The sequence below is a fragment of the Paracoccus sp. NIOT.M2S5SZ12 genome (assembly GCF_057748165.1).
Window position 1 is genome coordinate 162,365 of the sequence record NZ_JBYLFR010000008.1, and the last position, 20,951, is coordinate 183,315.

At 70.4% G+C, this 20,951-nt stretch carries 15 protein-coding genes, 1 tRNA gene and 3 pseudogenes; 13 read left to right on the forward strand and 6 right to left on the reverse strand.

What is annotated here, in order from left to right; all coding sequences use genetic code 11:
• Nucleotides 1–70 precede the first annotated feature (70 nt).
• From surE to AC2SGK_RS09620, 3 genes are read left to right on the forward strand one after another with little or no spacing between them, the layout of a single operon-like run.
• Nucleotides 71–880, forward strand: coding sequence for a 5'/3'-nucleotidase SurE (gene surE / locus AC2SGK_RS09610; RefSeq protein WP_488323341.1), 810 nt, complete (start codon nucleotides 71–73; stop codon nucleotides 878–880).
• Between the two features lie 9 nt (nucleotides 881–889).
• On the forward strand, nucleotides 890–1,534 hold the full coding sequence (locus AC2SGK_RS09615) for a protein-L-isoaspartate(D-aspartate) O-methyltransferase (RefSeq protein ID WP_488323342.1): 645 nt from the start codon (nucleotides 890–892) through the stop codon (nucleotides 1,532–1,534).
• A gap of 36 nt (nucleotides 1,535–1,570) precedes the next feature.
• A complete protein-coding gene (locus AC2SGK_RS09620) occupies nucleotides 1,571–2,674 on the forward strand; it encodes a LysM peptidoglycan-binding domain-containing protein (protein WP_488323343.1) in 1,104 nt (367 codons plus the stop codon).
• Between the two features lie 21 nt (nucleotides 2,675–2,695).
• Here AC2SGK_RS09620 and AC2SGK_RS09625 read toward each other — a convergent pair whose 3' ends face one another.
• From AC2SGK_RS09625 to AC2SGK_RS09635, 3 genes are read right to left on the reverse strand one after another with little or no spacing between them, the layout of a single operon-like run.
• The gene (locus AC2SGK_RS09625; protein ID WP_488323344.1) at nucleotides 2,696–3,712 is read right to left on the reverse strand and encodes a hypothetical protein; all 1,017 of its coding nucleotides are present in this window, start codon (nucleotides 3,710–3,712) and stop codon (nucleotides 2,696–2,698) included.
• Between the two features lie 20 nt (nucleotides 3,713–3,732).
• A complete protein-coding gene (locus tag AC2SGK_RS09630) occupies nucleotides 3,733–5,124 on the reverse strand; it encodes a TolC family outer membrane protein (protein ID WP_488323345.1) in 1,392 nt (463 codons plus the stop codon).
• On the reverse strand, nucleotides 5,121–5,774 hold the full coding sequence (locus AC2SGK_RS09635) for a protein-L-isoaspartate O-methyltransferase family protein (protein ID WP_488323346.1): 654 nt from the start codon (nucleotides 5,772–5,774) through the stop codon (nucleotides 5,121–5,123). Before AC2SGK_RS09635 ends, AC2SGK_RS09630 begins: the two co-directional genes overlap by 4 nt.
• A gap of 138 nt (nucleotides 5,775–5,912) precedes the next feature.
• Here AC2SGK_RS09635 and AC2SGK_RS09640 point away from each other — a divergent pair.
• From AC2SGK_RS09640 to opgC, 8 genes are all read left to right on the forward strand, one after another.
• Nucleotides 5,913–5,986, forward strand: a tRNA-Cys gene (locus tag AC2SGK_RS09640).
• A gap of 27 nt (nucleotides 5,987–6,013) precedes the next feature.
• Complete coding sequence (locus tag AC2SGK_RS09645; protein WP_488323347.1) at nucleotides 6,014–7,240, forward strand: 3-deoxy-D-manno-octulosonic acid transferase; 1,227 nt, start codon at nucleotides 6,014–6,016, stop codon at nucleotides 7,238–7,240.
• A gap of 16 nt (nucleotides 7,241–7,256) precedes the next feature.
• A complete protein-coding gene (locus AC2SGK_RS09650; protein WP_488323348.1) occupies nucleotides 7,257–7,664 on the forward strand; it encodes a DUF1178 family protein in 408 nt (135 codons plus the stop codon).
• A 74-nt stretch (nucleotides 7,665–7,738) separates the two neighbouring features.
• Nucleotides 7,739–8,995 carry an aspartate kinase gene (locus tag AC2SGK_RS09655; RefSeq protein ID WP_488323349.1) on the forward strand — a complete coding sequence of 419 codons (1,257 nt, stop codon included), beginning with the start codon at nucleotides 7,739–7,741 and terminating at the stop codon, nucleotides 8,993–8,995.
• A gap of 57 nt (nucleotides 8,996–9,052) precedes the next feature.
• The gene (gene ptsP, locus AC2SGK_RS09660) at nucleotides 9,053–11,299 is read left to right on the forward strand and encodes a phosphoenolpyruvate--protein phosphotransferase (RefSeq protein ID WP_488323350.1); all 2,247 of its coding nucleotides are present in this window, start codon (nucleotides 9,053–9,055) and stop codon (nucleotides 11,297–11,299) included.
• A 153-nt stretch (nucleotides 11,300–11,452) separates the two neighbouring features.
• On the forward strand, nucleotides 11,453–13,012 hold the full coding sequence (locus AC2SGK_RS09665; protein ID WP_488323351.1) for an OpgD/OpgG family glucan biosynthesis protein: 1,560 nt from the start codon (nucleotides 11,453–11,455) through the stop codon (nucleotides 13,010–13,012).
• Nucleotides 13,009–15,126: a glucans biosynthesis glucosyltransferase MdoH gene (gene mdoH / locus AC2SGK_RS09670; protein ID WP_488323352.1), complete on the forward strand. Its 2,118-nt coding sequence runs from the start codon at nucleotides 13,009–13,011 to the stop codon at nucleotides 15,124–15,126. Before AC2SGK_RS09665 ends, mdoH begins: the two co-directional genes overlap by 4 nt.
• Nucleotides 15,123–16,247, forward strand: a complete 1,125-nt coding sequence (gene opgC / locus AC2SGK_RS09675) for an OpgC domain-containing protein (RefSeq protein ID WP_488323353.1) — start codon at nucleotides 15,123–15,125, stop codon at nucleotides 16,245–16,247. The genes mdoH and opgC overlap by 4 nt, the downstream gene beginning before the upstream one ends.
• Nucleotides 16,248–16,253: 6 nt before the next feature.
• On the opposite strand, the gene AC2SGK_RS09680 is transcribed toward opgC, so the two are convergent.
• Nucleotides 16,254–18,101: an ABC transporter ATP-binding protein gene (locus AC2SGK_RS09680; RefSeq protein WP_488323354.1), complete on the reverse strand. Its 1,848-nt coding sequence runs from the start codon at nucleotides 18,099–18,101 to the stop codon at nucleotides 16,254–16,256.
• A 154-nt stretch (nucleotides 18,102–18,255) separates the two neighbouring features.
• On the opposite strand from AC2SGK_RS09680, the gene AC2SGK_RS09685 reads away from it, so the two are divergent.
• The gene (locus AC2SGK_RS09685) at nucleotides 18,256–18,756 is read left to right on the forward strand and encodes a DUF892 family protein (protein WP_488323355.1); all 501 of its coding nucleotides are present in this window, start codon (nucleotides 18,256–18,258) and stop codon (nucleotides 18,754–18,756) included.
• A gap of 45 nt (nucleotides 18,757–18,801) precedes the next feature.
• Here AC2SGK_RS09685 and AC2SGK_RS09690 read toward each other — a convergent pair.
• Nucleotides 18,802–20,368 (reverse strand): annotated as a pseudogene (locus tag AC2SGK_RS09690) (GMC family oxidoreductase).
• Between the two features lie 11 nt (nucleotides 20,369–20,379).
• A pseudogene (locus AC2SGK_RS09695) lies at nucleotides 20,380–20,487 on the reverse strand (Twin-arginine translocation pathway signal); the annotation flags it as partial.
• 64 nt (nucleotides 20,488–20,551) lie between these two features.
• On the opposite strand from AC2SGK_RS09695, the pseudogene AC2SGK_RS09700 reads away from it, so the two are divergent.
• Nucleotides 20,552–20,951 (forward strand): annotated as a pseudogene (locus tag AC2SGK_RS09700) (transposase); the annotation flags it as partial.

Genomic DNA, 20,951 nt, shown 5'->3' on the forward strand with positions numbered 1-20,951 from the left:
CGCCGCCGCTAAGCAGATCGGGTCACATCCGCGTGCGCAGGGGGCGCGGGCTACCGGCACAGGGGACAGGATGCGCATTCTCATCACCAATGACGACGGCATCAACGCACCGGGCCTTGAGGTGCTGCACCAGATCGCGACCGAGCTGGCCGGTCCCCATGGCGAGGTCTGGACCGTCGCCCCCGCCTTCGAGCAGTCGGGCGTGGGCCATTGCATCAGCTATACCCACCCCACCATGGTCGCGCGCCTGGCCGAACGCCGCTATGCCGCCGAGGGCAGCCCGGCCGATTGCGTGCTGGCGGCCCTGGGCGACATCCTGAAGGTTGCTCCCGATCTGGTCCTGTCCGGCGTGAACCGCGGCAACAACGCGGGCGAGAACGCGATGTATTCCGGCACGATCGGCGGCGCGATGGAGGCCGCGCTGCAGGGCCTGCCCGCCATCGCCCTGTCGCAGTATCTGGGGCCGCGCACCGCCGATCTGGCCGACCCGTTCGAGGGCGCGCGCCGTCACGGCGCCGCGGTGATCCGCCGCCTGCTGGATCACGGCGACTGGAGCGCGGACGCCGATTTCCGGCTGTTCTACAACGTGAACTTTCCGCCCGTGCCCGCCGCCGAGGTGCGCGGCCTGCGCGTGGTGCCGCAAGGGCAGCGGCAGGGGTCGCGCTTTGCCGCGGTGCCCTACAGCGCGCCGAACGGGCGGCGCTTCATGTGGATCGCCGGCGGCTCGCAGCAGGCCCCGGCGCGCGACGGGACCGATGTGGCCGCGACGATGGAGGGGTACATCTCGGTCACGCCGATGCGGGCCGACCTGACCTGCCACGCGTCGCTGGACCGTCTGGCCGCGGTTCTTGACGATCCGCTGCCCCAGGCCGCCGAGTGAGCGCGGCGCATGAGCGGGGATGACGCCGAACGCAAGATGCGCTTCGTCTACCAGCTGCGCACGCGCGGCGTGACCGACCCCCGCGTGCTGGCCGTGATGGAGGGGATCGACCGCGGCCTGTTCGTGCGCGGCCAGTTCGCCGATCGCGCCTATGAGGACACGCCCCTGCCGATTCCCTGCGGGCAGACGATCAGCCAGCCCTCGGTCGTGGGGCTGATGACGCAGGCGCTGGAGGTCGGGCCGCGCGACACGGTGCTGGAGGTGGGCACGGGCTCGGGCTATCAGGCGGCGGTCCTGTCGGGGCTGTGCCGGCGCGTCTATACCGTCGACCGCCATCGCCGCCTGGTCCAGGAGGCCGAGGCGATCTTCCGCGACCTGGGGCTCCACAATATCATCGCGCAGGTCGCCGACGGCTCGCGCGGGCTGCCCGATCAGGCGCCCTTCGATCGCATCCTGGTGACCGCCGCGGCCGAGGACCCGCCCGGACCGCTGTTGGCACAGCTGAAGATCGGCGGTATCATGGTCGTGCCGGTCGGACAGTCCGACGCGGTCCAGACCCTGATCCGCGTGACGCGGACCCAGGGCGGGTTCGACTATGACGAGCTGCGGCAGGTGCGGTTCGTTCCGCTGGTCGAGGGGTTGGGTCAGACATGACCCCCGGCCACCAGAAGGCAGGCTGAGGACAAGACCATGAGCAGACATGATTTTCGCGCAGGATGCGCGGTGCTGGCCCTGCTGGGGCTGACGGCCTGCGGGGCCGACGGAACCTTCGACCCGGACCTGCGGGGGCTGATGGGCGGCATGGATACCGCGGGCGCGGCCGCCGCCGCCTCGCCCCGCCCCGCCCCGGACGCACGGGGGGTGATCAGCTTTGCCAACGGCCAGGCCGCCGTCGCCCAAGCCGGAGAGACCCCTGCCGCCATCGCCGCGCGCCTCGGCCTGCCCGCCGCGGAGCTGGCCGCGCACAACGCCCTGCCGCCCGACGCGCCCCTGCAGGCCGGCGCGGTGCTGGTCCTGCCGCGCGGCGTGGGCGGCGGGGCACCCGCGGGCACCGCCACCGCGCCGACGACGGTGGTGACCGACCCCTTCGCCGGGCGCGCCGCGGCGGCCCCGGCCGCCTCCCCCGCCAATCCCCGGGAGCATGTCGTGACGGCCGGCGAGACGGCCTGGGCGGTTGCCCGGCGCTATGGCGTCAGCGTGCAGGATCTGGCCAGCTGGAACGGCCTGCCGGCCGACATGAGCCTGCGCACCGGTCAGCGGCTGATCGTGCCGCAGGCGGGCGCGCGCCCCGATCCGCTGGCCGTCACCGCGCCCGGCAGCGGCAGCCCGACGCCGCCGCCGCCCTCGGCCGCGCAGCCCCTGCCGGATGAGGACACGCCCACGGCCGACACGCCGACCCCGGCGGTCGCCAGCACCGATCTGGGCGCCACGCGGACGGCGGCTTCCAGCGGGGGGCAGTTCCGCATGCCCGTCGACGGCGCGATCATCCGTGTCTATGAGAAGGGTCGCAACGACGGCATCGACATCGCGGCCCAGGGCGGGGCCAGCGTCGCGGCGGCGGGCGGCGGAGAGGTCGCGGCCATCACCCGCGACAGCGCCGGAACGCCCATCGTCGTGCTGCGCCATGATGGAGGCCTGATGAGCGTCTATGCGAATCTGGGCGATGTGGCCGTGGCCAAGGGCGACCGGGTCGATGCGGGCGAGGCCCTGGGCACCGCCGGTCAGGCCGGCTTCGTGCATTTCGAGATCCGCCGCGGCTTCGAGAGCCTGGACCCCGAACCGCTTCTGAACTGAGGCGGTCCGGGGCGGTGGGCGTCACAGATGCGTCAGCCGCTCATCCAGCGAGGCGGCGACCTCGCGGCGCACGACCGCGCGCAGGTTCCCCGAGAACCGGGCGCCCATCTCTCCCTCCAGTTCCTCGCGGATCATCTCCTTCAGGCGCGCGCGCATGGCGGCGTCGTCCATGATCTGATCGACGGTCTGGGTGACGATCTGCGCCACGGGAACCTCGGGAACCGCGGGCGGCACCGGGGCCGGGGCGGCCTGGATCTCGACCGGCTGCGGATGCGGCGCGGTCACGGCGGGCGCAACCGAGGCCGGAGCGTCCGACAGGGTCGGCGGCATCAGCCGCCACATCAGCCAGTCGCCCCAGGCCGACAGCAGTTGCATGACCCGCGACCGCCGCCGGGGCGGCGCGGGCGGGACCTCGGCCTCGACGGGCGGCGCGACGACGGCATCGCGAGCGGGTTCGGCGATCAGATCGGGCAGCGGCTCGGCCAGGGGCTGAGGCATGGCGACCATGCCCTGCCCGGCCGCGGCGCGGCGGGCGCGGGGCCGGGGTGCATCCTCGACGGCGGCCGCGCGGCGGGCATGGGGCCGCAGTTCGATGACCGAGGCGGTCGTGCCGGAGAGGATCGCGCGCGGCGAGGCATCCTGGCACAGCCGTTGCAGCATGGCATGGGCGTCGGGCTGAACATCGGCGCGGCTGTCCACCATCTGGCGGATATAGCGCATCTGCGCGCGGATCTGCGCGATCTCCTGCGCGGCCTGGCCCAGGGGCTGATCGTCGATCAGCGGCGGCAGGGCGGCGGGCACGATGGCCGCGGGCTTCGGCGCGCGCTTGCGGGGAGCCGCCTCGGTCTTGGCGCGGCTGCGGCGGGCCGGCGTCGCGGGCGCGGGCTCCGCCGGTTTGGCGGCCTTGGCACGGCGTGGGGCGGCGGGTTTCGCGACCGCTTCGGAAGCGGGTTTCGCGGCGCGGCTGCGGCGGGGCTTCGCGGCCTCGACGACCGGGATCTCGGTGTCGGGGGCGGGGGTGCGGCGCGCCTTAGCCATGGCGCACCGCCGATGCCGGATCAGTTCCGGCCGATGGCGCGCAGGACGCGGTCGAGGCTCTCGCCCTGCTTGCTGGTTGCGGGCGCATCGCGGACCGCATTGTAATATTGCGATGGGTCATAGGTGGGTATCCCCAGTTGCAGGTTTTCTACCGTCAACAGTCCCATAGCAGCCAGAAGTTGATAATGAGCTAACTGGAGATTCGATTCGGCCGAGATCCGGTCGGCCCGCGCCTCCAGCAGCGACTGTTCGGCATCCAGCACGTCCAGCGTCGTCCGCGCGCCCAGCAGCGCCTCCTCTCGCACGCCGTCATAGGCCTGCTGCGCGGCCGAGATCTGCTGGTCGATCGCGGTGATCTGGGCGCGGGCGACCGCGATGTTGGCCCAGGTTTCCCCGACCTGCTGGCTGATCTGGCGCGAGACGTTCAGAAGCCCCGCCCGCGCCTGATCGCGCTGCGCCATCGCCCGACGATGCGCGGCCGACAGACGCCCGCCGGAATAGAGCGTCTGGCTCAGCTCCAGCCCCACCGATGAGGAATTGCGGCTGCCGTATTCGCCGCCCAACTGCGCCTGCGGGCTGCGCGTCACGCCGATGCCCGCGGTGGCCGACAGGGTCGGATTGCGTTCGGCGGCGGCGGCGGCCACGCTGATCTCGGCCGCGGCGGCCTGTCGCTGCGCCTGGCCGATGGCGGGGTGGCTGCGCTGCGCGATCAGCCGCGCCTCGTCCAGGGTGGCGGGCAGGCTGGGCAGCGGCGGCGGCGCGTCCAGACGGCCGGGCTGGCGGCCGGTCACGGCCAGATAGGTCTCGCGCGCGACCTCCAGCTGACCGTTCGCGGCGGCCAGCGCGGCCCGCGTCGCGGCCAGCTGCGCATCGGCGAGCGCCACGTCGGTCACGGTGATCTCGCCCACGTCGAAGCGGTCCTGGGCGGCCTGACGCTCGCTGCTGAGCACCTCCACCGAGTTCTGCTGCAGGCCGACCTGCTGGATCGCTTCGCGCACGTCGAAATAGGCGACCGTCGCCGCCAGCAGGATGTCCTGTTCGACCCCCACCAGCGCCTGACGCGTGGCCAAGACCTGCTCCTTGGCGCCGTCGATGGCCAGCTGCGAGCGGCCGAAGTCATAGAGCGTCAGCTGCGCCCCGAGCGACAGCGAGGTCGAGCGGACCGTGGTGCTGCCCTCGTCGCGCGACGCGCTCTGGCGGGCGACCCATTCGACGACCGGGCGCAGGGCCGCGACGGCGGCCGCGACATCCTCGTCGGCGGCGCGTAGCACGGCGCGGTTCTGCTCGATCAGCGCGGAATGGCGATAGGCGGCGACCATCGTGTCGGCCAGCGATTCGGCCCGCGCGGGCAGGGCCGCCAAGGCCAGCCCCGGCACCAGGATCGCCGCCGCGAGGCGCGCCCGCGCCCTCACAGCGTGAACCCGCGCTGGCGTTCGAAGCCCGGCAGCATCGGCGCGCGCGCGTTGAAGGCATAGCGCCAGCCGATGACCCCGCCCTTGCGCGTGCCGATGCGGGCGACGCCCAGGGCGCCCTCGGTGAACAGGGCCGCAATGCGCCCGCCCTCGCGCAGCTGATCGACGATGGCGGCGGGGATCTCCTCGACCGCGCCCTCGACCAGGATGACGTCATAGGGGCCCTGCTTGGGGGCGCCCTCGGCCAGCTCGGCGCGCAGGACGGCGACGTTGAAGATGCCGGCCTCCGACAGGCGCGTCTCCGCCTCGGCGGCCAGCTCGGCGTCGGATTCGATCGCGACGACCGCCTCGGCCATGCGCGCGACGACGGCGGCCGAATAGCCCAGCCCGCAGGCCAGATCCAGCACCAGCTCATCGGGCTGGATGTCCAGCGCGTCGACCAGCTTGGCCAGGGTCCGCGGCTCCAGCAGCACCCGGCCGCCACCGATGTCCAGGTTCTCGCCGGTATAGGCGACGGCCCGACGGCTGGCGGGCACGAAATCCTCGCGCGGGATGGTCAGCATCGCCTCGATCACCGGGAACTTGGTGACGTCGGCGGGGCGCACCTGCGTGTCCACCATCATCGTGCGGCGCGCGGCGAAATTGCTCATCTGGGGGAACCTCTGCTTGGGCTGTTTGGGCGACTATTGCCATGTTTCCCGAAACGGGGCAACGCCGGACATCGGCGCGGGCGATCGCGTCTTGCAAGGGTCGCGGCAATCCGCTAGGACACGGCCACTCTCGACGGCGGCGGGTTGGCGGAGAGGTTACGCACCGGATTGCAAATCCGTGAAGACCGGTTCGATTCCGGTACCCGCCTCCACCGACTTTCCGCGAGGGACCAATCCCCATGCTCTATGACGCCACGACCCGCATCGCCGAGGCCGCTTTGTGCCTGCGCGCGCGGTTGGGCGGATCGGCGGCGCTGCGCGAGCGGCTGGTCTGCGGGGCGCGCCCGGAAGCGGCCGCGATCTGGGTCCATGCCGCATCGGTCGGAGAGCTGACCTCGGCGCGCACGGTCATCGACGCCCTGGCCGCCCGCCACGACCTGCTGGTCACCACCAACAGCGAGACCGGGCGCGCGCTGGCGCAGGGCTGGGGCCTGGCCGCGCGGCTGGCGCCGCTGGACCTGCCCGGCGCGCTGGCGCGGTTCCTGGACGCGGCCCGCCCGCGCCTGGCCGTCACGGTCGAGGGCGAGTTCTGGCCGCTGCGCTCGCGCCTGCTGGCGCGGCGGGGCGTGCATCAGGCGATGATAGGGGCGCGCATGTCGGAACGCTCGGCCGCGACCTGGGGGCGGTTCCCGCGCATCATCGGGCCGATGCTGGACCGCATCGCGGCGCTGTCGGCCCAGGACCAGGCCAGCGAGGCGCGGCTTCTGGGGCTGGGTCTCAGGGCCGGGACGGTGCTGCCGCGTCTTGACCTGAAGCTCCTGGCTCCGGCCGCCCTGCCCGCCACGGCCGTGGACGCGGGCCGCGACCGCACCATCCTGGCCGCCTCGACCCATGAGGGCGAGGACGCGCGGGTCCTGGATGCCTTTGCCGAAATCCGCGCCGCGCGGCCCGACCTGCGGCTGATCCTGGCGCCGCGCCATCCCGACCGGGGCGACGCCGTGGCCGCGCTGATCGCCGCGCGCGGCCTGCCCGTCGCGCGGCGCAGCGCGGGTGCCGCGGACGCGGCTCCCGGCGGCGTGCTGCTGGCCGACACGTTGGGAGAGATGGCGCGCTGGTACGACCGCGCCGGCATCTGCGTCATCGGCGGCAGTCTGGTCGATCACGGCGGTCACACCCCCTGGGAGCCCGCCGCCCATGGCTGCGCGCTGATCCACGGCCCGCATGTCGGCAATTTCGTCGAGCCCTTCGCGATGCTGGAGGCGCATGGCGCGGCGCGCGAGGCGGGCGATCTGGCCGCGACCCTGGCGCGGCTGGTCGACGCGCCTGACGAGGCCCGCGCCATGGGCCGCGCGGCGCGCGCCCTGCTGGAGGCGCGGGCGGGCGATCCGGGCCCGCTGATCGCGCGGCTGGAGGCGCTGGCGGACGGGCTTGCAAGCACGCGCGGCCGACCCGATATCCCCGGGTGATGACGGGAGCGTTTCGATGATCCGCTATGCCTTGCGCTGCGAGAAGGGCCATGACTTCGACGGCTGGTTCCGGTCCTCGGACGGGTTCGAGGCGATGCGCGATGCCGGTCAGGTGACCTGCGCGACCTGCGGATCGGCGCGGGTGGACCGGGCACTGATGGCGCCTGCGGTCGCCGACAAGCGGTCGCTGCGCGAGGCGCGCAACCCCGCCGAGGCCGCGCTGGAGGCGCTGCGCGAGCAGGTCGAGAGGAACTCCGATTACGTCGGCCTCAGCTTTGCCGAGGAGGCCCGCGCCATGCACGAGGGCCAGCGCCCGGCCCGCGCGATCCACGGCGAGGCCCGCCCCGAGGACGCCCGCAAGCTGATCGAGGACGGCGTGCCGGTGGCCCCCCTGCCCTTCCTGCCGCGGCGGCGCGCGAACTGATCGCGCCCCTTGCGGTTTGCCGCACCCGCCCCTAAAAGCCCCGCCGACGCACATCCTTAGGCTGGAGGCCCGTGATGCCGCTTCTGGTAATGAAATTCGGCGGCACCTCGGTGGCCGATCTGGACCGGATCAAGAACGCCGCCCGCAAGGTGCAGCGCGAGGTGGAACGGGGCTATGACGTCATCGTCATCGTCAGCGCCATGTCGGGCAAGACCAACGAGCTGGTGGGCTGGGTCGAGCAGACCTCGCCGCTGTTCGACGCGCGCGAATACGACGCGGTGGTCAGTTCCGGAGAGAACGTGACCGCGGGCCTGATGGCCCTGACCCTGCAGGAGATGGACGTGCCCGCGCGCAGCTGGCAGGGCTGGCAGGTGCCGATCAACACCACCGCCGCCTATTCGGCCGCGCGCTTCGTGGACATCCCCCGCAAGAATTTGGACCAGAAGTTCGCCGAAGGCTTCAAGGTCGCGGTGGTCGCGGGCTTCCAGGGCGTCTCGCCCGAGGGCCGCATCACCACCTTGGGCCGCGGCGGATCGGACACGACCGCGGTGGCCTTTGCCGCGGCCTTCGGGGCGGAGCGCTGCGACATCTACACCGACGTGGACGGGGTCTACACGACCGATCCGCGCATCACCTCCAAGGCGCGCAAGCTGCCGCGCATCGCCTTCGAGGAGATGCTGGAGCTGGCATCCCTGGGCGCCAAGGTGCTGCAGACCCGCTCGGTCGAGCTGGCCATGCGCTACAAGGTGCGGCTGCGGGTGCTGTCCTCCTTCGAGGATACCGACGAAAATTCCGGCACGCTGATCTGCGATGAGGATGAAATCATGGAATCGAAAGTCGTCAACGGCGTCGCCTCTTCGCGCGACGAGGCCAAGATCACCCTGGTGACGGTCGAGGACCGGCCCGGCATCTCGGCCGCGATCTTCGCGCCTCTGGCCGAGGCCGGCGTGAACGTCGACATGATCGTGCAGAACATCTCGGAAAAGGATTACGACGACCATCCGGGGTCGGTGACCGACATGACCTTCTCGGTGCCGATCAACCAGGTCGAGCGCGCCAAGCGCGCGATGGAGGAGGCCCGCCAGGCCGGGACCATCGCCTATGACGAGCTGGTCGTGGATACCGAGGTCGCCAAGGTCAGCGTCGTCGGCATCGGCATGCGCAGCCATGCGGGGGTCGCCGCGCGCATGTTCAAGGCGCTGGCCGATGAAAACGTCAACATCAAGGTGATCTCCACTTCCGAGATCAAGATTTCGGTGCTGATCGATCGGAAATACATGGAACTGGCCGTGCAGGCGCTGCATGATGCCTTCGAGCTGGACAAGGCGTAAGCCATCCGGTCCGGCCCCGGTGCCGGGGCCAAGACGCAGGCGGAAGGCGGGCAGGCGATGCAGGATCGCACGGACAGCGACTCGCGCAAGCTGCTGCGGCGGCTGAAGGAAATCCTGGCCGCCGCGGGCGGGGGCCAGGACCGTCTGGACCAGATCACCCATCACATCGCCGATTCGATGGGGACCGAGGTCTGTTCGATCTATCTGTTCCGCGACGCCGACACGCTGGAGCTGTGCGCGACCGAGGGTCTGCGCCCCGAGGCCGTCCACCAGACGCGGCTGCGCCTCGGCGAGGGCCTGGTCGGCCGCGTCGCGCGCACCGGACGCCATGTCAACACCGCCAACGCCCCCGCCGAGGCCGGTTTCCGCTTCATGCCCGAGACGGGCGAGGAGGTGTTCCCGGCCTTCCTCGGCGTGCCGATCCAGCGCGTGGGCGAGCGGCTCGGCGTGCTGGTCGTGCAATGCGCGACCGCGCGGCAATTCTCCGAGGACGAGGTCTATGGCCTCGAGGTGGTGGCCATGGTGCTGGCCGAGATGACCGAACTGGGCGCCTTCCAGGGCAGCCAGACCGACAGCCTGCCGCTGGCGCACCGCTTTCCGCTGATGATCCGCGGCGCGACCGGCCAGGAGGGCTGCGCCGAGGGCCGCGTCTGGCTGCACGAGCCGCGCGTGGTGGTCGCGAACCCGGTGGGCGACGATCCCGACCGCGAGCTGGCCCGCCTGCACGAGGGCGTCGAGACGCTGCGCAGCACCGTGGACCGGATGCTGGGCGCGGTGGACATGGGCGGCGGCGGAGAGCATGCTGCGGTGCTCGAGGCCTATCGCATGTTCGCCCATTCGCGCAGCTGGCTGAAGCGCATGGAGGAGGACATCCGGCTTGGCCTCTCCGCCGAGGCCGCCGTGGAGAAGGAGCAGTCCTTTGCCCGCGCCCGGCTGGAGATGGCGGCCGACCCCTATCTGCGCGACCGGCTGCATGACCTGGACGACCTGTCGAACCGCCTGCTGCGCATCCTGACCGGCCAGGGCAGCGATACCGGCGCCGAGATGCCCGACAACCCGATCCTGGTCGCGCGCAACATCGGCCCGGCCGAGCTGTTGGAATACGGCCGCCGCCTGAAGGGCGTGGTGCTGGAGGAGGGGTCGGTCGGCAGCCACGCCGCCATCGTCGCGCGCGCGCTGGCCATCCCGCTGGTCATCCATGCCGGACGCATCGTGTCGGAGGCGCTGAACGGGGACCCGATCCTGGTCGATGGCGACCAGGGCGTGATCCACCTGCGCCCCGAGGAATCGGTCCACAAGGCCTTCATGGACAAGATCGCCATGCAGGCCGCGGCGCAGGACCGCTATGCCGGGCTGCGCGACCTGCCCGCGACCGCGACCTGCGGCACGACGGTGCAGCTGTTCATGAATGCCGGCCTGATGGCCGACCTGCCCTCGCTGGAGGGATCGGGCGCCGAGGGCGTGGGCCTGTTCCGGACCGAGCTGCAGTTCCTGGTCCGCAACCACGTTCCCCGCCGGGCGGAGCTGGCGGGCCTTTACGCGCGCGTCATGGACAACGCCCAGGGCAAGCCCGTGCATTTCCGCACGCTGGACATCGGGTCGGACAAGGTTCTGCCCTACATGAAGCCTCAGGACGAGCCGAACCCGGCGATGGGATGGCGCGCGATCCGGGTGGGCCTGGACAAGCGCGGCGTTCTGCGCATGCAGCTGCAGGCGCTGATCCGCGCCAGCGTCGGGCGGCCGCTGCACGTCATGTTCCCCTTCATCGCCGACATGGCCGAATACGAGGCCGCGCACCGCATCCTGATGCAGGAGATGGCGCGCGAGCAGCGGCTTGGCCATTCCATGCCCAGCGACATCCGCGTGGGCGCCATGCTGGAGACGCCGTCGCTGGCCTTCGCGCCCAAACGATTCTTCGAGATGTGCGACTTCATCTCGATCGGCGGCAACGACCTCAAGCAGTTCTTCTTCGCCGCCGACCGCGAGAACGAGCGCGTGCGCCGCCGCTACGACACGCTGAACGTGTCCTTCCTGGCGCTGTTGCGTCAGATCATCGCCCGCTGCGAGGAGGCGCGCGTGCCGCTGTCCTTCTGCGGCGAGGATGCCGGCCGCCCGGTCGAGGCGCTGACCTTCGCCGCCCTGGGCATCCGGCGCCTGTCGATGCGCCCCGCCTCGATCGGCCCGGTCAAGCACCTGATCCGCCGGGTCGACCTGACCGCGCTGGCCCGCGTCATCGAGGAGGCCGAGGCCCGCGGCGAGGAGAACCTGCGCCCCGTCGTCACCGCCTGGCTGGCGCGTCAATGACGCCACGATGATCCGGCCTTGCGCGCGCGTCGCGCAGTTGACGCTTGCCCGGCGCGCCGCTATCGGCGGATAACCGGGCAAACCATCCCGTACGCTTGCTGCGCTGCGGCGCCCGCCCTATATTCCCTCATCCCTGTCGAGATATCCCCGGTCATGAAGCGTCGCCAATTCCTCAATGCCGCCACCGCCCTGGCCGCCGGCGGATCGCTGATGGCGGTCCCCGCGCAGGCGCAGGCCCCCGCCGAAACCGATCCCGCAGCCTACGGCCCGCCCATGCCCGAACCCTTCGGCTTCGAGCAGGTGGCGACGCTGGCGCAGGAACGCTCGGCCCGGATCTATGTGCAGCCGGTGGCCGATCTGGTCGGCACCTTTGCGAACCTGAACTATGACAGCTATCGCGGCATCCGATTCCGGCGCGAGGCCGACCCACTGGCCGCCCATCCGAATTTCGGGCTGGACCTGCTGTCGCCCGGTTCGATCTTCTACGAACCGGTCAAGATCAATCTGGTGCGCGAGGGCATCAGCCGCCCGATTCCCTTCGACCCGGCCATGCTGGACTTCGACCCGGCGGTCTTTCCCGACGGCCCCGACCTGACCACCATCGGAGAGATGGGCTGGTCCGGTTTCCGCATGCGCACGCCGCTGAACCGGCCCGGCGTGATGGACGAATTCATCGTCTTTCAGGGCGCCAGCTACTTCCGGGCGGTGGCGCGCGGCACGATCTACGGCCTCTCCGCGCGGGGCCTGGCCATCAAGACCGGCAGCCCCGACGGCGAGGAGTTCCCGCTGTTCACCGACTTCTGGATCGTGGAGCCGGAAAAGGGTGCCGAAAGTGTGCGGATCTATGCGATCCTGGACAGCCGCTCGGTCTCGGCCGCGTTCCAGTTCGACGTGACGCCCGGCGCGGTCACCATGGTGCGCACCCGCGTCGCCCTGTTCCCGCGGGTGGACCTGCGCGAGACGGGAATCGCGCCGCTGACCTCGATGTTCTGGTTCAGCCCGGCCTCGCGCCGGGTGGTCGACGACTATCGCCCGGCCTGCCATGACAGCGACGGGCTGCAGATGCAGACCGGCGCCAACCAGGCGCTGTGGCGCGGGCTGATGTCGCCGCGCAACCTGCAGATCAGCAGCTTCGTGGACCGCGACCCCAAGGGCTTCGGCCTGGTCCAGCGGCCCCGCGACTTCGAGACCTATCAGGACGCCGAGGCGCTCTATCACATGCGCCCCTCCGCCTGGATCGAGCCCGAGGGCGCGTGGGGCGAGGGCGAGGTGCGCCTGATCGAGATCCCGGTCGAGAACGAGTTCAACGACAACATCGTCAGCTACTGGCTGCCCTCCGGCGTCATTCCGGGCGGCGAGCGGACCGAGTTCCGCTATCGGCTCAGCTTCGCGGCGCTGCCGCCCACGAACCTGCCCCTGGCCAAGGTGCGTCAGGTCCGCTCCGGGCGCTCGATCAACGTCGAGACGACGCGCAGCTACATCATCGACTTCGACCTGGGCCTGTTCCGCGAGACGCTGCCGAACTATCAGGTCAGCGCCTCGGACGGGCGCATCGTGCATGCCTATGTCAAGCCGCTGCCCGAACAGGGCGTGCTGCGCCTGGCCTTCGAGTTCGAGCCGGGCCGCGCGGCCCTGGTCGAACTTCAGGCCCTGCTGACCGACCCCGACGGCCTCGCGCTCAGCGAGACCTGGATGACGCGCTGGACCGCATGATGATGGATCAGCACGACACCCCGGCCGGTCTGCACGACGCCCCGGCCCGCGACGCCGTCGTTCCGCCGCCCGCCCCCCTGACCATGCCGGTCCAGGATTTCGCGGCCCCGCCCGCGGGCGGTCCGGGACGGCGCATGAACAGCCTGCGCGTCTGGATGGCGCGCCTGATCGCTTTCGGCGGCACGGCGGCGCTGGCGGTGGTGGGCTTCACGCAGATGCTGGCGGCCTTCGGGGCCGATCCCACGCCGATGCAGATCGCGCTGCTGGTGCTGTTCGTGCCGACCTTTGCCTGGGTCGGCTTCTCGTTCTGCGGGACGCTGGCGGGCTTTCTGGCGCCGCGCCTGCGCACGCCGGAGGGTCCGAACGCCGCCCGCGTGGTCGTGGTCATGCCGATCTATCACGAGGATGTCGCCACCAGCACTGGCCTGCTGGTCGCCCTGGGGCAGGAGTTGGCCGCCGAAGGCATGGCCGACCGGACCGAGATCTTCGTGCTGTCCGACACGCGCGACCCCGTCGTCGCCGTGAACGAGACGCTGATCATCGACGCCGCCCGCGCCCGCTGCCCGGTGCCCCTGTGGTATCGCCGCCGCCTGACCAATGACGACCGCAAGTCGGGCAACCTGGCCGAGTTCGTGCGCCACTGGGGCGGCCGCTACGACCAGATGGTCGTGCTGGACGCCGACAGCGTCATGTCGGGCGCGACCATCCGGGCGCTGTCCGCGCGCATGGCCGCCGACGACCGCGTGGGGCTGATCCAGACCATGCCGATGCTGGTCGGCGGAGAGACGATCTTTGCCCGCCTGACCAAATTCGCGGGCCGCGTCTATGGCCCGATGATCGCGCGCGGCGTCGCCGCCTGGTCGGGCGACACGGGCAACTACTGGGGGCACAACGCGATCATCCGCGTGACCGCCTTCGCCCAGGCCTGCGGCCTGCCGCGCCTGCCCGGCAAGCCGCCCTTCGGCGGCACGATCCTCAGCCACGACTTCGTCGAGGCGGCGGCGCTCTGCCGCGCGGGCTGGAGCGTGCGGCTGGACCACGACCTGCGCGGCAGCTTCGAGGGCTGCCCGCCGACGCTGCTGGACATGGCGGTGCGCGAACGCCGTTGGGCGCAGGGCAACCTGCAGCATTCGCGCCTGCTGGGCGTGCGCGGCCTGCGCGGCGTCAGCCGGGCCCACATGATCATCGGCATCATGGGCTTTCTGATGAGCCCGCTGTGGCTGGCGCTGATCCTGGTCGGCCTGATCCTGTCGGCCACCGTGCTGCTGTCAACGCCGGAATACTTCCCGACCGCCTATCAGCTGTTCCCCGACTGGCCGGTCTTCGACAGCCGCCGGATGCTGTGGCTGTTCGCGCTGGCCATGGGCCTGCTGCTGCTGCCCAAGTTCATCGCGACCTTCCGGGCCTGGGCGCGTCCGCTGGCGCGCAATTCGGGCGGCCGGGTGCGCATCTTTGCCAGCGCGCTGTTCGAGACGATCCTGTCGGCGCTGATCGCGCCCGTGCAGATGCTGGTCCAGACCCGCCAGATCTTCGAGATCCTGTCGGGCCGCGACAGCGGCTGGAACGCCCAGACCCGCGCAGGCTCCATGCCTCCCTGGGGCGTGGTGCTGCGCCATCACTGGGCGCATGTGGCCCTGGGCGCGGGGACGCTGGTGGTGCTGGCGACCTTCTCTCCGGGGCAGCTGATCTGGCTGTCGCCGATCCTGGCGGGGCTGATCCTGTCACCGCTGACCTCTCGCCTGTCGGCCAGCCCGGTCTTCGGGCGGTGGGCGCGTATGCGCGGCCTGCTGGTCACCCCGGAGGAGCGCGACCCGCCAGCCATCCTGACCCAGGCCACGGCCATCACCCGCAGCCTGCCCCAGGCCGTCACCGGCCGCGACAGCCTGACCCGGCTGGCCGAGGACGAGACCCTGCTGGCGCGCCACTGCGCCATGCTGGCCCCCCTGCCCCATGACCTGCCGCGCGGCGTGCGCCTGGCCCGGATCACCGCCGAGGCCAAGATCGCCCATGCCGCCACCCGGCACCAGGCGCTGGACGACATGGACCGCGCCGAGACCGACGCGATGCTGCTGGACCCGGCGCTGCTGACCCGCTGGAGCCGACTGCCCGCATGAACCGCCTCATCGCTCTGGATATGCTGCGCGGTTACGCGCTGGTCAGCATCATGGTCAATCACATGCCGATCTCGGTCATGCGCGGCTGGACCCTGCCCAACTTCTCGATCTTCGACGCATCCGAGATGTTCGTGCTGCTGTCGGGCTTCCTGGTCGGCATCGTCTGGCGCAGCATCGAGGCACGAGAGGGGCGCGCAGCCGCCCGCCGCCGCTTTGCCCGCCGCGCGTTCGAGGTCTGGCGCGCCATGATCATCGGCGCGGTGCTGATGGCGCTGTTGTCGGCGGCGCTCTGGGCGCTGGAACGGCCGCATACCGCGATCTGGAACCAGTACGCGGTCTGGGTGCTGGAGAACCCCCTGGGCTTCATCGGCACCGTCGCGACCTTCTGGGTGCAGCCCAACATCATCGACGTGCTGGCCGTCTATGTCATCCTGATCACGCTGGCGATCGTGGTCGTGCCGCTGATGCTGCGCTGGCCGCTGCTGGTCGCGGCGGGGTCGGTGGCGCTGTGGTGGCACGCGCCGCAGTTGAACGCCCTGATCCCCAACCACCGGACCGAGAACGGCTTCCTGTTCAACCCCTTCGGCTGGCAGATGCTGTTCTATACCGGGACGGCCATGGGCCTCTATCGCGAACGGCTGATGGCCGCGCTGTGGCCGTGGCGGCACCTGGTGACCGTGCTGGCCATCGGCATGTTCGCCTTCGGCAGCGCCATCGTCATCGGCGCGCGCATCGGCGAGCCCGCGCTGGAGTTCCGGCAGGCGCTGATGCGCGTCTATGGCACGATCGACAAGTGGAGCCTGGACGGCACGCGCTATCTGGCGATCATGGCGGCGGCCTGGCTGGTCGCGGTGCCTTTGGCGCGGGTGGCGGAGTGGCTGGCCGCGAGCCGTCCCGGCGTCGCGCTGCAGCAGATCGGCAAGGGGGGCTTGTTCTCCTTCGTGGCCTGCGTGCTGCTGTCGGTCCTGGGCGACGCCTTCCAGATGACGCCCGCCGATCAGCCGATGTGGCGCAGGCTGGCCGTGGACCTGTGGGCCTGCGTCACGCTGTGGTGGCTGTCGGTCCTGTGGCTGCGGCACGGCGCGCCCTGGCAGAAGGCGCGCAAGGCCCGCAAGGCCTGAGCAGGCTCAGTCGTCGGCGGCCAGAAAGCCGCCCGACTGCCGGTGCCACAGCCGCGCATAGATGCCGCCCTGCGCCAGAAGCTGCGCATGGGTGCCCTGTTCCACGATCCGGCCCTGGTCCATAACGACCAGCCGGTCCATGGCCGCGATGGTGGACAGGCGGTGCGCGATGGCGATGACCGTCTTGCCCTGCATCAGCAGCTCCAGCCGGGACTGGATCGCGGCCTCGACCTCGCTGTCCAGGGCGCTGGTGGCCTCGTCCAGGATCAGGATCGGCGCGTCCTTCAGCGCGACCCGCGCGATGGCGATGCGCTGGCGCTGGCCGCCCGACAGCTTGACGCCGCGTTCGCCCACATGCGCCTCCAACCCCCGGCGGCCCTGGCTGTCGCTGAGGGCGGGGACGAAGCCGTCGGCCTCGGCCATGCGCAGGGCGTCCTGGATCTGCGCCTCGGTCGCGTCGGGGCGGCCATAGGTGATGTTCTCGCGCACCGAGCGGTGCAGCAGCGAGCTGTCCTGCGTCACCACCCCGATGGCCGCGCGCAGGCTGTCCTGCGTGACCGTCGCGATGTCCTGCCCGTCGATGGTGATGCGCCCCGCGTCGATGTCGTGAAAGCGCAGCAGCAGGTTGATCAGCGTCGATTTCCCCGCCCCCGACCGGCCGACCAGACCCACCCGCTCTCCGGGCCGCAGATGCAGCGTCAGGTCGTCCAGCACCGCCATGGGCTGCGCCCCCGCCGGTCCGCCATAGCGGAAGGTCACGCCGTCGAAGCGGATCTCGGCCGGGCCGGGGCGCAGGGCGACGGCGCCCGGCGCGTCGCGCACCTCGCGCGGCAGGGACAGGCTGGTGATGCCGTCGCGGACCGTGCCGATGTTCTCGAAGAGCGCCGCGAACTCCCACATGATCCAATGCGACATGTTGTTCAGCCGCAGCGCCAGCGGCACGGCGATGGCCACCGCCCCCACCGCGATCAGGCCCTGCGTCCACAGCCATAGCCCCAGCCCCGCGACCGAGGCCACCAGCCAGACGTTCAGCAGGTTCAGCACGATGTCCTGCAGGCTGGACAGGCGCATCTGCCGGTGGACCGTGCCCAGAAAGCGGTCCATGCCCTGATGCATCCACGCCTCCTCGCGGTCGGAATGCGAGAACAGCTTGACCGTGGCGATGTTGGTATAGCTGTCCACGATCCGCCCGGTCATGGCGCTGCGGGCATCGGCCTGCTCTTGCGCGACGCGCCCGAGGCGCGGCACCACATAGGACAGTAGCAGCCCGTAGGCCACGGCCCAGATCATGAAGGGGATCGCCAGCCGCCAGTCCTGCGACGCCGCCAGCACCAGCGCGCCCAGGAAATAGATCAGGACATAGCTGCCGACATCCATGATCTTCATGGAGACCTCGCGCACCGCCAGCGCGGTCTGCATCAGGCGCTGCGCGATGCGGCCCGCGAACTCGTCCTGGAAATAGCCCACCGACTGGCGCAGCAGCCAGCGATGCGCCTGCCAGCGGATGCGCTGCGGAAAGTTGCCCATCAGCGACTGGTGCAGGATCAGCGAGGTGACCGTGTTCAGCGCCGGCATGACGACCAGCAGCACGACCGCCATCACGATCACTCCGGTGCCGTGCCTGTCCCAGAACGCGTCGCGAGGCGTGTCGGCCAGCTGATCGACCAGCGTCCCCAGCCAGTTGAACAGCGCCAGTTCGATCAGCGCGATCAGACCCGACCCGATCGCCAGCGCGACCAGCCAAGGCAGCGTGCCGCGGCTGTAATGCAGGACGAACTGCCACAGGCCCGGTGGGGGCATGCTGGGCGGATCGTCGGGATAGGGGTCGATGCGGCGTTCGAACCACGCAAACATGGGGCAGCCTCTCGCGGTCGGGATGGGCCGCAGTGCTGGCCCCTGCCGCCGACGAAGTCAAGCGCCCCGCGGCGGCTGATCTTTGTCTGTTGCAGGGAACGGGCGCCCGCTCCCCCGGTTGGGACGGCAGGACAACCGCGAAAGGGCGAAAGCGATGAGCATGAACACGTTGAAGGATCTGTATCTGGACCAGCTGAAGGACCTCTATTCCGCCTGCAAGCAGTCAATGCCCGTGGTGACCGAGATGGGCCGCGCCGCGACCTCGCGCGAGCTGGCCGAGGCGCTGATTGCGGGCAACGAGGGCATCGCGCGGGGCATGGAGGCGCTGGCCGGCCTGTGCAACCAGCACGGCGAGGACCCGACCGGAGAGCATTGCAAGGGCATGGAGGGGCTGGTGACCGAGGCGCGCAAGCATGCCCTGCAGGCCGAGTTCGGCAATGCGGATGTGCGCGACGCCGCGATCATCACCCAGTATCAGCGCCTGACGCATTACGCGATCGCGGGCTATGGCTGCGTGCTGAGCTTTGCGAACCGGCTTGGGCTGGACAGCGACGGTGCGGTGCTGCGCGACTGCCTGGAGCGGACGCGCGACGGCGACGTCCACATGACCCGCATCGCCGAGACTGAGGTGAACGACGCCGCGGCCCAGGGCTGATCACAGACCGTTCCCGGCGGCAGGGTGCCGCCGGGGACGCCATCGTCACAGGGTGCCGGCGCTCATCTCGCGGGCGATGCGGTCGGCCTGACGGATCGCCCGCGCCGCGATGGTCAGGGTCGGGTTCCCGGCTGCCCCGGTCGTAAACTCGCTGCCATTCGAGATGAGCAGGTTCGAGATGTCAGGCGACCGTCCCTGCCCGTTCACCACCCCGTCCTCGGCCCGTTCCGACATCCGGTTGGTGCCGAGGTTGGGGGGTAGGGCGGCGTCGGCAGGGTCCGCGTGGCCCTAACGCCCGATACATGGCCTGCCCCCGCTCATAGGCGCGGTTGCGCATGGCGATGTCGTTGGCGTGGTCGCTGAAATTGACGTTCGCGACCTTCAGCCCAAACTTGTCCACGGTGTCGGACGAGGTGACGCGGTTCGTCTCCTGCGGCATGTCCTCTCCGACGATCCACAGCCCGGCCATGTATTAGTACTGGTCCAGCGCCGAGGTGAACTCGCGCCCCCAGCTGCCCGGGTCCAAGAAGGCCGCCATGAAGGGCAGGCCCAGGGACAGCGTCTCCCGATCGTATCCGCCGACGAAGCCGCGGGACGGGTCGTGGCGCGCCTCGTTCTGCATGATGCCCGCCATGGTTATGCCGCGCCACATGCGCACCGGCTTGTCGACGATGCCATAGACCGACCCGATCGTATGCCGCATGGAGTTGCGCCCGACTTGGCCGCTGCTGTTGGCCAGCCCGTCCGGGAACATGCTGCTGGCGCTGTTCAGTAGCAGGCGCGGGCTCTCGAAGCTGTTGCCCGCGACGGCCACCAGACGCGCGGCCTGGAACTGCAGGGCGCCGTCCTTGTCGAAGTACTCGACCCCGGTGACGCGGCCCTGGTCGTTGTGCAGGATGCGCGCGACATGCGCGTGATCGCGGACCTCAAGGTTGCCGGTCGCCTCGCCCTTGGGAATGTCGGTCTAGGCCGCCGACCACTTGGCGCCCCATTTTCAGCCCTGAAAGCAGAAGCCCGTCTGCTGCCAGGCAGGACGTTCGACAGTGTCGACGCTGTCGATCGCCGTGCGCCCGGTCTAGATTTCGGTATAGCCGATGGCCTTGGCCCCCGCCTCGAACGCCGTGTCGTTGTTGCTGCCGGGCAGGCCGGGAAACTCTCCGGTGCGCGTCACGACCAGCTTGGCCTCGGCCTTCTCGTACCAGGGGGCCATCTCGGCCGCGTCGATGGGCCAGTCCAGCAGATTGGCCCCCTCCACCGCGCCATAGATGGTCAGCGCCTTCCAATCATGCTCCTGAAAGCGGATCGAGGCGCCCGCCCGATGGGTCGTGATGCCGCCCACCGCCTTGACGATCCTGGCCGGCAGGCCGCTGAAATCCTTGGCCACGCGCCAGTCGCCGCTGGTCGTGCACGGGTCGGTCCAGGCCAGCTGGCCGAAGCTTTCCCATTCGTCGTTGATGTAGTCCTCGGGCAGATAGCGCCCGCCCGCCTCCAGCGCCACGACCTTGACGCCCTTCTGCGCCAGTTCGTTGGCCAGCACGCCGCCGCCCGCGCCGGTGCCGATGATGACGACCACGCTGTCGTCGGTCAGCTCGAATTTTGCAGCCGTTGCCATGATCCGTCCCCTCACAGCCAGTCGATGTCGTCGAAGCCACGATAGATGTAGCCGCCCTGCGAGAAGCTCTCGCCCTCATAGCCGAAAATCGGCCAGACCTCTTTCTGGTTGTAGAGCCCATGACGTGCCACGGGATTTTTCCTCCATCTACGATTAGAGTCCGGCCCATGGAGAGGACGGACGATGAAGAAGGCACGACTGACGGAAGAGCAGATTATTGGCATCTTGCAGGAGCATGAGGCGGGGGCAAAGTGTGCTGACCTGTGCCGCAAGCACGGGATGTCGGAGGGCACGTTCTACGCTTGGAAGGCGAAGTATTCCGGGATGACGGTGTCAGAGGCCAAGCGGCTGAAGGCGCTGGAGGACGAGAACGCCAAGCTGAAGAAGTTGCTGGCCGAGCAGATGCTCGACATGGCGGCGATGAAGGAACTCTTGTCAAAAAAATGGTGACGCCCGCCGTGAAGCGCGAGGCTGTCGCGCATCTGAAGGCCCATCTCGGGCTGTCAGAACGGCGGGCGTGCGAGATTGCGGGCGCGGATCGCAAGATGGTGCGCTACCAGTCGCAGCGTGCGCCTGACACGGC